The 12,239-nt window shown below is 62.3% G+C and carries 13 protein-coding genes and 1 other RNA gene; 6 read left to right on the top strand and 8 right to left on the bottom strand.

What is annotated here, in order from left to right; translation table 11 throughout:
• Positions 1 to 5 precede the first annotated feature (5 nt).
• The 6 genes from V7S54_RS16655 to tkt all read right to left on the bottom strand — a co-directional run bounded on the left by V7S54_RS16655 (position 6) and on the right by tkt (position 7,311).
• On the bottom strand, positions 6 to 941 hold the full coding sequence (locus V7S54_RS16655) for a PhzF family phenazine biosynthesis protein (protein ID WP_065375256.1): 936 nt from the start codon (positions 939 to 941) through the stop codon (positions 6 to 8).
• Positions 942 to 1,176: 235 nt separating this feature from the next.
• On the bottom strand, positions 1,177 to 2,202 hold the full coding sequence (locus V7S54_RS16650; RefSeq protein WP_065375257.1) for a class I fructose-bisphosphate aldolase: 1,026 nt from the start codon (positions 2,200 to 2,202) through the stop codon (positions 1,177 to 1,179).
• Between the two features lie 248 nt (positions 2,203 to 2,450).
• Positions 2,451 to 3,647, bottom strand: coding sequence for a phosphoglycerate kinase (locus tag V7S54_RS16645; RefSeq protein WP_065375258.1), 1,197 nt, complete (start codon positions 3,645 to 3,647; stop codon positions 2,451 to 2,453).
• Entirely contained in the window at positions 3,647 to 4,237 is a 591-nt protein-coding gene (locus V7S54_RS16640) for a putative glycolipid-binding domain-containing protein (RefSeq protein ID WP_065375259.1), read from the bottom strand. The genes V7S54_RS16645 and V7S54_RS16640 overlap by 1 nt, the downstream gene beginning before the upstream one ends.
• 5 nt (positions 4,238 to 4,242) lie before the next feature.
• Complete coding sequence (gap, locus tag V7S54_RS16635; protein ID WP_065375260.1) at positions 4,243 to 5,253, bottom strand: type I glyceraldehyde-3-phosphate dehydrogenase; 1,011 nt, start codon at positions 5,251 to 5,253, stop codon at positions 4,243 to 4,245.
• A 75-nt stretch (positions 5,254 to 5,328) separates the two neighbouring features.
• The gene (gene tkt / locus V7S54_RS16630; protein WP_065375261.1) at positions 5,329 to 7,311 is read right to left on the bottom strand and encodes a transketolase; all 1,983 of its coding nucleotides are present in this window, start codon (positions 7,309 to 7,311) and stop codon (positions 5,329 to 5,331) included.
• A 339-nt stretch (positions 7,312 to 7,650) separates the two neighbouring features.
• Here tkt and V7S54_RS16625 point away from each other — a divergent pair, with 339 nt between their 5' ends.
• From V7S54_RS16625 to ssrS, 3 genes are all read left to right on the top strand, one after another.
• Positions 7,651 to 7,920 carry a DUF4164 domain-containing protein gene (locus V7S54_RS16625; RefSeq protein ID WP_065375262.1) on the top strand — a complete coding sequence of 90 codons (270 nt, stop codon included), beginning with the start codon at positions 7,651 to 7,653 and terminating at the stop codon, positions 7,918 to 7,920.
• Positions 7,921 to 7,931: 11 nt separating this feature from the next.
• The gene (locus V7S54_RS16620) at positions 7,932 to 8,309 is read left to right on the top strand and encodes a cell division protein ZapA (protein WP_057254675.1); all 378 of its coding nucleotides are present in this window, start codon (positions 7,932 to 7,934) and stop codon (positions 8,307 to 8,309) included.
• Between the two features lie 54 nt (positions 8,310 to 8,363).
• A non-coding RNA gene (gene ssrS / locus V7S54_RS16615) (6S RNA) lies at positions 8,364 to 8,521 on the top strand.
• A 23-nt stretch (positions 8,522 to 8,544) separates the two neighbouring features.
• Here ssrS and V7S54_RS16610 read toward each other — a convergent pair.
• Positions 8,545 to 9,414, bottom strand: a complete 870-nt coding sequence (locus tag V7S54_RS16610; protein WP_083203713.1) for a LysR family transcriptional regulator — start codon at positions 9,412 to 9,414, stop codon at positions 8,545 to 8,547.
• A 112-nt stretch (positions 9,415 to 9,526) separates the two neighbouring features.
• Here V7S54_RS16610 and V7S54_RS16605 point away from each other — a divergent pair, with 112 nt between their 5' ends.
• Positions 9,527 to 9,745, top strand: coding sequence for a hypothetical protein (locus tag V7S54_RS16605; protein ID WP_065375264.1), 219 nt, complete (start codon positions 9,527 to 9,529; stop codon positions 9,743 to 9,745).
• A gap of 125 nt (positions 9,746 to 9,870) precedes the next feature.
• Here the strand turns inward: V7S54_RS16605 and V7S54_RS16600 are convergent, their stop codons facing one another.
• Positions 9,871 to 10,080, bottom strand: a complete 210-nt coding sequence (locus V7S54_RS16600) for a hypothetical protein (RefSeq protein WP_065375346.1) — start codon at positions 10,078 to 10,080, stop codon at positions 9,871 to 9,873.
• 361 nt (positions 10,081 to 10,441) lie between these two features.
• On the opposite strand from V7S54_RS16600, the gene V7S54_RS16595 reads away from it, so the two are divergent.
• Together V7S54_RS16595 and V7S54_RS16590 are read left to right on the top strand one after the other, a co-directional pair.
• Positions 10,442 to 11,014 carry a 5-formyltetrahydrofolate cyclo-ligase gene (locus tag V7S54_RS16595; protein ID WP_065375265.1) on the top strand — a complete coding sequence of 191 codons (573 nt, stop codon included), beginning with the start codon at positions 10,442 to 10,444 and terminating at the stop codon, positions 11,012 to 11,014.
• A gap of 213 nt (positions 11,015 to 11,227) precedes the next feature.
• Positions 11,228 to 12,052 carry a TIGR00282 family metallophosphoesterase gene (locus tag V7S54_RS16590; protein WP_065375266.1) on the top strand — a complete coding sequence of 275 codons (825 nt, stop codon included), beginning with the start codon at positions 11,228 to 11,230 and terminating at the stop codon, positions 12,050 to 12,052.
• Positions 12,053 to 12,239 lie beyond the last annotated feature (187 nt).

Below are 12,239 nucleotides of genomic sequence, written 5' to 3'. Positions count from 1 at the left end.
CCGCGTTACAGGTCGATCAGCCCGCGCATCGCGCTGACGCAATTGCCGGAAAGGCTGACCTGACGAACGATGCCGCCTTGTTTACGGACAGAAGCGCCGATGAGGCTGCGGCGGCCCATCTCAACGCCCTGCTCGATCGTAATTTCGACATCGATATCCTGGTCCGGCAGCAGCGAGACGAGATAGGCCGAAAGGGCGGCCGAGGCGCTGCCGGTGGCGGGATCTTCGTTGACATTGTCAAGCGGTGCGAACATGCGCGCCCGGATCTGCCAGGGCGTTTGCAGCGATCGTGCATAGAGGAACAGGCTGAAGCTGTCTTCCTCGGGCTTGTAGCGCGCATTCGCTGCATGGAAGGCCGTCACATTCGGCCGTGCCGTCGAAAGTGTCGCGATATCACTGATTTCCGCGACCGCGAAGGGCAGGCCGACGGAAAGCCGGATTGGCCCATGGGTGCGCGTGCTGATGGCTTCCGATGTGAGCGATGCGCAGGCTGCGATCGTCTCGGCGTCAACTTCCGGACCAGCCGTCAAGCCGCGCGGCACGACAATGCGGGCGCCGATGACCTCGCCCTTCTCCCGCGACACAGTCGCCTCGACGAGGCCCGCTTTTTCCTCGAAGCGCAGGATATCGCCGGGTACACGGCCGAAGATTTCCTTCTGTCGGCCGAGCACGAAGGCGGTGCCGACATTCGGGTGACCTGCAAAGGGAATCTCCATCGTCGGCGTGAAGATCCGGACCTCGGCCGTGTTGGCGGGGTCGCGCGGCGGCAGCACGAAGGTGACCTCCGAATAGCCGAACTCGGTCGCGATCGCCTGCATCTGCTGGTCGCTCAGGCCCCGGGCATCCGGGATGACCGCGAGCTGGTTGCCGGCGAAACGCTCAGTGGTAAAGACGTCGACAGTGACGTAGGCGATGGATTGCGGCGAGGCGGCGGAGGTCATGGCACCGGCTTTCTCTGGGGTTGGCTGTGAAGCCAAGACTTAAGCCAGCGTTCGCACGGGTCAAAGGCGCCAACTTGTTCCGGTGACAAGTTCCATCCGGCACGGGTACCCGGTTCTCGGCTGGTCCAGCTGTCCAGGCGCTCCGCGATATTGACGACGCATTCCTGCTGCGGATGAAGCCGAAGCAAAGAGGGGCCGACTTGCGGCCCCTCGGTTCTCATCTCTCGACCATGCCTTATGCGGCCTTTTCGAGATCCTTCTTCCAGGTGCCCTTGGCCGCAAGACTGCACATTTCGGCGCGATGCGAGAAGGCGCGCTGGCCATCGCCGATGTTGTCGGCCTTGCCGTGCCAGGCGTTGAGCGCCTCCTGCTGCAGGGCGCGGCCATAGGAGAAAGTGAGCTTCCACGGCAGGTCGTGATGGGCGTTCATTGCCGAAAGATGGGCTGTCGCCTCTTCGGTCGATTGACCGCCGGAAAGGAAAGCGATGCCAGGCACGGCCGAAGGCACCGTGCGTTTCAGCACCCTTATCGTGCGCTCGGCCACCTCGGCGACGGAAGCCTTGCGAGCCTTCTTGCCGTCGATGACCATGCTCGGTTTCAGGATCATACCTTCGAGCTTGACGCGCATGGCGGCCAGTTCCTCGAAGGTGGTGCGCAGCGTCCACTCCGTCACTTCCTCCGCGCGGTCGATCGAATGGTCGCCTGGCGCTCCATCCATCAGGACTTCCGGCTCGACGATCGGCACGATGCCGGCGTCCTGGCAAAGGGCGGCATAGCGCGCAAGCGCATGGGCGTTGGCGCGAACGGCGGCCGGGCTCGGCAGGGTATCGGAGACGGCGATCACGCCACGCCATTTGGCAAATCGCGCGCCGGCTTCGTAGTATTTCGCCAGCCGCTGCGCGAGGCCATCGAGGCCTTCGGTGATCGTCTCTGCCGGGAAATTGGTCATCGGCTTGGCGCCGGCGTCGACTTTGATGCCGGGGATAGAGCCAGCGGCCCGGATGATTTCGACCAGCGGCGTGCCGTCGACGGCATGCTGAAACAGGGTTTCCTCATAGAGGATGACACCGGAGATGTACTTGCGCATCGCCTTGTCGGCGCGCAGCAGCATCTCGCGGTAATCGCGCCTGGAGGTCTCGGTGGATTCGAGGCCGATCGTATCGAAACGCTTCTTGATCGTGGCCGTAGACTCGTCGGCGGCGAGCAGCCCCCGGCCGTTGGCGACCATGGCAATTGCGATGTCTTCCAGTCTTTCGCTCATGTTTTTCTCCCTAGACAGCGCTGATCACCAGGGACCAGGCAGGTACTGAAACAAACAGTTTCGGACCGACGGCGCACAGGGCAGCCGCCACGCTCCAAACGAGGGCGCGAGTAACAGGCGAAATTGTCCAGGAAAATGGCGAGAAAAGCGACTAAAACGATTTAAAATTTTTTAATCGATTGAACAATCAAGATTTTTTCTTGGTTGATCGGCGCGCGGCGGTTGTGTCCGCGCGCCGATCGGATGCGTTACTTCTGCTTGAGGATGTCAACGCCCGGGAGCGGCTTGCCTTCCATCCATTCGAGGAACGCGCCGCCGGCGGTCGAGACGTAGCTGAAATCGTCGGCGACCTCGGCATGGTTCAGCGCCGCGACTGTATCACCACCGCCGGCAACCGAGACCAGCGAACCCTGGCGGGTGCGGGCTGCGGCGTGCTTGGCGACGGCGACCGTCGCCTTGTCGAAGGGGGCGATTTCGAAGGCGCCGAGCGGGCCGTTCCAGACGAGCGTTTCGGCCTTGGAGATCCAGTCGTTGACGGCAGCGATCGATTTCGGACCGACGTCGAGAACCATGGCATCGGCGGGAATGGCGTTGATATCGACCACTTCGTTGTCGGCGCCGGCCTTGAACTCGCGGGCGATGACGCCGTCTTCCGGCAGCACGATGGCGCAACCGGCCTTGTCGGCGGCAGCAATGATCGCGTTGGCGGTGTCGGCGAGGTCATGCTCGCAGAGCGACTTGCCGACATTGACGCCCTTGGCGGCGATGAAGGTGTTGGCCATGCCGCCGCCGATGACGAGCGCGTCGACCTTGGTCACCAGGTTTTGCAGCAGATCGATCTTGGTCGAGACCTTGGCGCCGCCGACGATCGCGACGACCGGACGGTTCGGCTGGCCGAGGCCCTTTTCGAGCGCTTCGAGTTCGGCCTGCATGGTGCGGCCGGCGTAGGCCGGCAGGTGATGGGCAAGACCTTCGGTCGAGGCATGGGCGCGGTGGGCGGCGGAGAAGGCATCGTTGACGTAGATGTCGCCGTTGGCGGCGAGCGCCTTGACGAATTCAGCTTCGTTCTTTTCCTCGCCCTTGTGGAAACGGGTGTTTTCTAAGAGCAGCACGTCACCGTCGCCCATTTCGGCAATGGCGTTCTTCGCCTTGTCGCCGATGCAGTCGGCGCCGAAGTGGACGCGCTGGTCGAGCACGTCCTCGACGGCAGTCGCGATCGTCTTCAGCGACATGTCGGCGACCGGTTCACCTTTCGGGCGGCCGAAATGAGCGAGCAGGATGACCTTGGCGCCCTTTTCGGACAGTTCGCGGATGGTCGGCGCCACACGCTCGATGCGGGTCGCGTCCGTCACCACGCCGTCCTTGACCGGCACGTTGAGATCGACGCGCACCAGCACACGCTTGCCGGCGATGTCGGTCAGATCGTCGAGGGTCTTGAAAGTCATCAGATAGTCTCCGGTGATAGTCTTTGGAAAAGGGTGGGATAGTCGATGACGAGGCCGTCCTCGTCCACGGGCAGGTCCGCTGAAAAGCTGCGATCCTCGGCCTCGTAGCGGTAGAGCCTGAAATCATCGAGGCAGGTGTAGTGCTGGCCGTCGACGACGGGCTCGAACGTGTCGAACGGCACGTAGAGCATCTTGAGCTTGGCGGTTCCGGACTTGCGATCGAGGCCAAGGCGCCGGATCGGAAGCGTGTTGGTGAAGGGCGTGCCGGCGAGGTCGATATCGATGCAGCCGTCGAATTCGGGGAGGGGAGCGCCTCGCGCCGTCATCCATTGGCCCGGGACGTCCGAGCGCAGATGAAGGCTCCGGCCGTCCGTCGTGTCGACCATGAGCTTGCGAACGTGCCAAGTGTCGTCGCAATCGATCCGGTAGCGCACGCCATAGGCCGTGCCGCCGCGGTTGCCGATGAGAACGCCGACGGCGCGGATGACCGCGCCGTCGGTTGTTTCGGTTTGCGTCAGCGTCAGGTGTTCGAGCCCTTCCCCTTCCAGCGGACGCCAGCGGACCGTCTTTGGAGAAAGGGCGCGAAACATCTGACTTAGATGAGCTTGGCGAAGGCGACGGCCGTGTCGGCCATGCGGTTCGAGAAGCCCCACTCGTTGTCGTACCAGGTGAGGATACGCACGAAGTTGCCTTCGACGACCTTTGTCTGGTCGATCGCGAAGATCGAGGAGTGGCTGTCGTGGTTGAAGTCGCGCGAAACGAGCGGCTCTTCCGTGTAGCCGAGAACGCCCTTCAGCGCGCCGTTCGACGCAGCCTTGATGGCGTTGGTGATTTCCTCGACCGAAGTGTTGCGCTTGGCGACGAACTTGAAGTCGACGACCGAGACGTTCGGGGTCGGAACGCGGATCGACGTGCCGTCGAGCTTGCCCTTCAGTTCCGGCAGAACCAGGCCAACGGCCTTGGCAGCACCGGTCGAGGTCGGGATCATCGACAGAGCGGCAGCGCGGGCGCGGTAGAGGTCCTTGTGCATCTGGTCGAGCGACGGCTGGTCGTTCGTGTAGGAGTGGATCGTGGTCATGAAGCCGTGGTTGATGCCGATGGCATCGTTCAGGACCTTGACGACCGGAACCAGGCAGTTCGTGGTGCACGATGCGTTGGAGATGACCAGGTGGTCCTTGGTCAGCTGGTCATGGTTGACGCCGTAGACGACCGTCAGGTCAGCGCCGTCGGCCGGAGCCGAAACGATGACGCGCTTGGCGCCGGCGGTCAGGTGCGCTGCAGCCTTGTCGCGGGCGGTGAAGATGCCCGTGCACTCCATCGCGATGTCGACGCCGAGTTCCTTGTGCGGCAGCGTTGCCGGATCCTTGATCGCCGTGACCTTGATCGGCTTGCCGCCGTTGATGGTGATCGTGTCGCCTTCGACCTTGACCTCGGCGGGGAAACGACCGTGGATCGAGTCATAGCGCAGCAGGTGGGCGTTGGTTTCAACGGGGCCGAGATCGTTGATGGCAACGACTTCGATGTCGGTGCGGCCGGATTCGACGATCGCGCGGAGCACGTTGCGGCCGATGCGGCCAAAACCGTTGATGGCGACTTTTACTGTCATATCGGGTCTCTCCCTGTCTGGATGACGTAGTACGAAAACATCGGGGCGCGCCTTTCGGCGCGCCCCGCAACTTGATCAGGAAAGCTTGGCTTCCGCAGCGGCGACCACCGCCTCGGGCGTGATGCCGAAGTGCTTGTAAAGGTCCTTGTAGGGACCGGAGGCACCGAAGGACGACATGCCGATGAAGGTGCCGTCGCTGCCGATGAAGTGATCCCAGCCCTGGCGGATGCCGGCTTCGACGGCGATCTTGACCGGCGAGTTGCCGATGATCGCCTGCTGGTAGTCTTCGCTCTGTTCGGCAAAGAGCTCGAAGCAGGGAACGGAGACGACGCGCGTCGAGATGCCCTTGGCGGTCAGTGCCTGGCAGGCCTTGACGGCGATTTCGATTTCCGAGCCGGTAGCGAAGATCGTCACCTTGGCGTCGGCGGCCGAGATCAGGTCGTAGGCGCCGCGGGCGCAGAGGTTTTCTTCCTCATACTCGGTGCGAACGGCCATCAGGTTCTGGCGGGTGAGCGCAATGCCGGACGGGCGGTTGTGGCTTTCAAGCGCCAGCTGCCAGCATTCGGCCGTTTCCGTGGCGTCGGCCGGGCGGAACATCAAGAGGTTCGGAATGGCGCGAAGTGCTGCCATGTGCTCGACCGGCTGGTGGGTCGGGCCGTCTTCGCCGAGGCCGATGGAATCGTGCGTCAGCACGTGGATGACGCGGATGCCCATCAGCGCGGCCAGGCGGATCGACGGACGGCAATAGTCCGAGAAGATCAGGAAGCCGCCGGAATAGGGGATGACGCCGCCATGCAGCGCCATGCCGTTCATGGCAGCGGCCATGCCGTGCTCGCGCACACCCCAGTGGATGTAGCGGCCGGAGAAATCGTCAGGCGTGATCGACTTGGTCTGGCTCGTCTTGGTGTTGTTCGAGCCGGTCAGGTCGGCCGAGCCGCCGATGGTTTCGGCGAGAACGCCGTTGATGACTTCGAGCGCGTCTTCGGAAGCCTTGCGGGTTGCCGGCGACGGCTTGGTTTCAGCAAGCTTCTTCTTGTAGTCGTCGATGGCGGAGGACAGACGGCCTTCGAGCTCGCCGGAGAAGCGGCGAACGAACTGGGCCTTCTTCTCGGCATCGCTCTTTTCGAGGCGCTCTTCCCATTCCTTGCGCGTCTTGGTCGAGCGCAGGCCGGCCAGACGCCAGGCGTCGAGCACGTCGGAGGGAACGACGAAGGCTTCGGCTTCCCAGCCGAGCGCCTTGCGGGTGGCGGCGATTTCCTCGGCGCCGAGCGGCGAGCCGTGAACCTTGTGGGTGCCGGCCTTGTTCGGTGCACCAAAGCCGATCGTCGTCTTGCAGGCGATCATCGTCGGCTTGTCGGATTTCTGGGCCTCATCGATCGCTGCGGCGATCGCTTCCGGATCGTGGCCATCGACGGCGATGGTGTTCCAGTGGCAGGCGCGGAAGCGGGCGTGCTGGTCGGTCGAATCGGCGATCGAGATCGGGCCGTCGATCGAGATGTTGTTGTCGTCCCAGAAGACGATCAGCTTGTTGAGCTTCAGGTGGCCGGCGAGCGAAATCGCTTCCTGGCTGATGCCTTCCATAAGGCAGCCGTCACCGGCGAGCACATAGGTATAGTGCTCCATCAGGTCGGAACCGAATTCGTCGCGCAGCTTGCGTTCGGCGATCGCCATGCCGACGGAATTGGCAAGGCCCTGGCCGAGCGGACCGGTGGTCGTCTCGATGCCGGCGGCGTGGCCGTATTCCGGGTGGCCGGCGGTGCGGGCGCCGAGCTGGCGGAAGTTCTTGATCTCGTCGATGGTGATGTCTTCGTAGCCGGTCAAATAGAGCAGCGAATAGAGCAGCATCGAGCCATGGCCGGCCGACAGCACGAAGCGGTCGCGGTTCGGCCAGGAGGGGTTCTTGGGGTCAAAACTCAGATAGCGCGTGAAGAGGACTGTCGCTATGTCGGCTGCACCCATGGGCAGGCCTGGGTGGCCGGAATTTGCCTTCTCGACGGCATCCATGGAGAGGAATCGGATCGCATTTGCCATCCGGTCGTGTTTTTCGCGAGAGATCATGACTGTTCCGTTTTGCGTTCGGTGGTCAGGGAACGGTCTCTATCCTCCAAAGACCGCGCAAGAAGCGGCTGACACATAGCAGGTGCGCCGTGCGAGTCAATAAATACGGGCCTTCCGCGGCCATTTGACGGCAGGTCGTTCCAGTCCTTGTCTCGCAATGCAACAGAGCTTTCGCACTGCCGTTGAAGAAAGCCGGCTACGCAATCCATCCACAGCTTCCGTTGTTGTTTGCGGAGCTTGGCATTGTTGAGACTTACGTAATAGGTTTAAAAAAGATCGAGCCGAAGCGGCGGACGGGATTCGGGCGATTCGGCCTCACGGGCGAGGTATTCGGAACACATGCCGGCAAAGACTGTCAAAGCGGCGATCGATGAACTGCGGAACGCAGTGCAATCCCTGGAGAATGCGATCGACGGTCGGTTTGACAGGGAACGGGATTTCGGCGAGTTCGAGAGTGAGGTGCGGCGTGTCAACACCGATCGCTCGCGGCTCGCACAGGAACTCGACCAGTCGCAGTTCCGGGCAAATCGGCTCGAGGAGGTCAACCGCGAGGTTTCCCGTCGCCTCGTGACGGCGATGGAAACCATTCGGGCGGTGCTCGACCGCTAGGAATAAGCGACATGGCGCAGGTCACAGTATCGATCGACGGCAAGGCCTACCGGATGGCCTGCGAGGAAGGGCAGGAAGGTCACCTGACCGAGCTTGCCACGAAATTCGATCAATATGTCGGACATCTCAAGAGCCAGTTTGGCGAGATCGGCGATCTGCGCCTCACCGTCATGGCCGGCATCATGGTCATGGACGAGCTCAGCGAGGTCAACCGCCGGCTGAAGAGCCTCGAGGCCGAGGTCGGCAATCTGACTGATGGTCGCGATGCCGCACTTTCCGACCAGATGAAGAGCGAGGAGGCGCTGGCCTCTGCGCTCAGCGAAGTCACCGCGCAGATCCACAGTATTGCCGCCAAGCTGAACGGCCGCACCACGACACCGGCAAGCTAAAGGTTTCGGTGGCGAGCCTCTGGCGCGAAGCACCGAGACACTTTATATATCGACTGCGGTCTGCGCTTCCCGACAGGAACCACAATCCCCGGGGCCATACTCGATCTCAAGGGAGCCGTCCCTGTCCGGGCTCGTGGGTCTGGACACATGGCGCCCACCTACTTTGTAGGTACCCGGGATCGTAAACTATCCATCGGTTGTGTGGATCGCACCTTCTCCCCCTTCAGGCGACCGTTCAATCTCCGGCAAAGGCCCGGCGAATGGCGTCGGCCATGGCCTCGACGATCCGGTCCTTGCCGTTCCCCGCTTTCGATACCCGCAACACGACGTTGGAGTGGTCGATCACTTCATAGCCGTCATCGGCCGTCAGTTCGCGGCACCCGGCCGGAATGCTGCTGCGGGCGAGCGGCGCAATGGCAAGACCTGATACCACCGCTGCCATCAAGCCGCCGCTGGTGCGGCTGACATAGGCCACGCGGCTTTCCAGGCGGCATTTCCTGAGATTGCGCTGGGCGAGGTCGTCGCACCAGCCGCCTTCCAGATAGGTGTAGGTGGCGATCGGCAGCGGTCGCCGCTCGTCGGTGCGGTGCTGCTCGGAGGTCACCCAGACGGTCGGGTCCATCATCAGCACTTCGTTCTTCGTTCGCCCGCCGGGTTCAAAGACGACAGCGAGGTCGAGCTCGCCGGCTTCCAGTGCCGCGATGTTGGTCATCGAAGCGCCCTGCTGAACGGTCACTTCGACGCCGGGGTGGATGGCGGCGAAGGTTCCGAGCGCTTTCGGCAGGGTAGAGTTGATGTATTCCTCGGGTATGCCGATCCGGACCGCGCCGTCGAGAGCGGGCTGGCGCATCGCGGTGGCCGTGTCGTCGAGCAGCGTGACGATGCGTCTGGCATTGTCGAGCAGCCGCAATCCCTGCGGCGTCAGCACGACGCCACGCGAGTGGCGCTCGAATAGCGCGTCGCCGAGCATGTCCTCGAGCTTCTTGATCTGCATGCTGACGGCGGATTGCGTGCGCCCGACAATATTGGCGGCGCGTGTGACATTGCCGGTGTCGACGACCGCAAGAAAGGTTCTGAGCAATTCGCTGTCGAGGGGGAGGGGCATGGTTGTATCCATCAGAAATTCTGATAGCAGCCATGCTCGCAATTCGTTTGTCAGATGTCAACGCGAGGACGAAGATTGCCTGGTCCGATCATCTTGCGCAGGGTCATTCCCTATGAGCGTGCTTGCCCTCTTCGCGTTTTCCGAAGCCTCCATCGCGCTCCGGCGTCGAGCGATGCAATGGTCTTGCGACGTCCTGTTTGCCGAGGCGCCGGTGGACGTGCCATCAGGCAAGCCGGCGCTCCTGCGCGATGCGGGGATCTATCATGAGGCAGCCGACATGATGCAGCGGGAAAAGCTGGCGATCGCCTACCGGTCGCACTGGCTGTTGTGAGCGATTCTGCCGGCAGATACGGGACTAGAGCGCCGTGCGTTCAGATGAACGCACAAAGACGCTCTAGCACCTTGATTCTAGAGCATCTTTCCGCCTCCAGTGATTCCACTTGAGAGCGGGATGCTCTAGGAGATGAGGTCCAGCCTGGCGGCGCGAAACACCGCTTCGGCGAGATTGCCCGCCTGCAACTTACGCATGGCATCCGTTAGCGCCCGATCGATCCGATCGAGCGGAATGTCGGTCTCGCGCATCATGTCCTGGCGCGTGCGGCCGCGTGCGGCGAGCGTCAGGCAACGCAGTTCCAACGGGTCGAGTTCGTTCATCTGGTCCTTCATGGACGTCGGCTTTTCCACTGCTGCCTGCAGGAGCGCGTCCATACATCGAACACGGGCATTAGTTCCTGCTAATTGTTTGAAATCGTGTCCTTATTTGCACGCGGCTCATGTTTCGCGAAAGCGGAACCATTGCCCATGATGAATGGAAAGCTAATGCTGTGCCGAACCGGGAAGGGGGTGGCATGGTTGTCGCAAACTGCTGCAAATGCGGCGATGCCGGTGGGTGGGCGAAAGATGCCACTGCGTAAACAGGCTGGTGGTCGGCCCGGGAATCGGCGAGAGATGGGGAACTTGTGCCATTTCGGGAAGTGATTTTTCTCCGGCGACGATGGCGGGCGGCGGGTTGGCAGGAGAGGATGCGATGTCACCGAGGGATTTGAAGGCAGCACTGCGCAAGGAGAGGCTGGCATTGCGCGATGCAATGTCGGCGGAGATGCGGATCGAAGCGAGCCTGACCATGGCCGATCACGCTGGCGACGTCATCGCGCTCGATCCCGGACACATCGTCTCCGGCTTCTGGCCGATCCGCTCCGAGGTCGACATCCGGCCGCTGATGGCGCGGCTGAAGCAGCGTGGTGCCAGGCTCTGCCTTCCCGTGATCATGGACAAGCAGACGATCATCTTCCGCGAACTGCTCGATGGTATTGACGTCATCGCCACCGGATTCGGCACGACAGGTCCGGGACCGGACGCACCGGAACTCGATCCGGATATCATGCTCGTACCGCTTTCCGCGTTCGATTCGACCGGCCACCGGATCGGCTATGGCGCCGGCTATTATGACCGCGCCATCGACCGGCTGCGCAACAAGGGCCACCTGCCAAAGCTGATCGGCATCGCCTTCGACTGCCAGGAGGTGACCTTCGTGCCGGCCGAACCGCACGATGTGGCGCTCGACGCCGTGCTCACCGAGAGCGGGTTTCGGCATTTCTGAGTTCATTTCGCCGAGACGATGGAGCGGGCTAAGGCCTTGAGATCGCAAAGGTCGGTGCGGCAGGTCGTTGCACGGTTTTCGCTGATTTCATCTAAGGCGTTTCCTGCGCGGTCGGGATCGTGTAGACGCTCTATTTCTTTGTTTTACGCAGTTCCGGACGCCACAACCGCTGACGCGCTTCCGCCGGGCTGCCCTGGTGGGATTTGAGCGAGCATGAGGCTTCTGTTTCTGGGAGATATGGTGGGCAAGACGGGCCGTACGGCGGTCTGGGAGCGGCTTCCAGGGCTGGTTGGTGACCTCAAGCTCGATTTCGTCATCGTCAACGGCGAGAATGCCGCCGGCGGTTTCGGCATCACCGAAGACATCTTTCTCGAGACGATCAATGCCGGCGCCGATGTGGTGACGACCGGCAATCATGTCTGGGACCAGAAGGAAGCGGTCGTCTTTTGCGAACGGCACGACCAATTCCTGCGCCCTGCCAACTATCCGGCCGGCACACCTGGCCGCGGCTCCAACCTGTTTTTCGCGCGCAACGGCGCCCGCGTGCTGGTCGCCAACGTCATGGGCCGCGTCTTCATGCATCCAGAGCTCGACGATCCCTTCAAGACGGCGGAAGCCATCCTCGACGCCTGCCCGCTCGGCGAGCAGGCGGATGCAATCGTCTTCGACTTCCACGCGGAAGCCACCAGCGAGAAGCAGTGCTTCGGCCATTTTGTCGACGGAAGGGCGAGCCTCGTCGTCGGAACGCATACGCACGTGCCGACGGCCGACCACCAGATCCTCAATGGCGGCACGGCCTATATGAGCGACGCCGGCATGTGCGGCGACTACGATTCCTCGCTCGGCATGGACAAGGAAGAGCCGCTCAACCGGTTCATTTCGAAGATGCCGAAGGGGCGTTTCGAGGCCGCCTCCGGTCCCGCGACCATCTGCGGGCTTGGCGTCGAGATCTCCGACCGCACCGGGCTTGCTGAAAAGATCGCGCCGCTGCGCCTCGGCCCGCGGCTGGCCGAGACGATCCCGGATTTCTGGTCCTAAAGAACGAAGCCGGCAGCACCGCCTGCTTGTCGAACGCGCTTCCGGTTGAAGCGCGTGCTGCCACGTATCGCCTTCCGGGAATTGATTTTTTTCAAGGTGACAACCCCATCAAATGATGGCAGGTTATCGCGAAATCACGCCGGGCCGGGGCGTGATGTATTCGAGTGTTTTCCAGTAATGAATACCG

It is taken from the genome of Ensifer sp. CCNWLY38, from assembly GCF_037120565.1.
In the GTDB taxonomy this organism is placed as follows: domain Bacteria; phylum Pseudomonadota; class Alphaproteobacteria; order Rhizobiales; family Rhizobiaceae; genus Ensifer; species Ensifer adhaerens_H.
The sequence above is the reverse complement of the archived record's forward strand: the minus strand, read 5'-3'. Positions and strand labels throughout refer to the sequence as shown.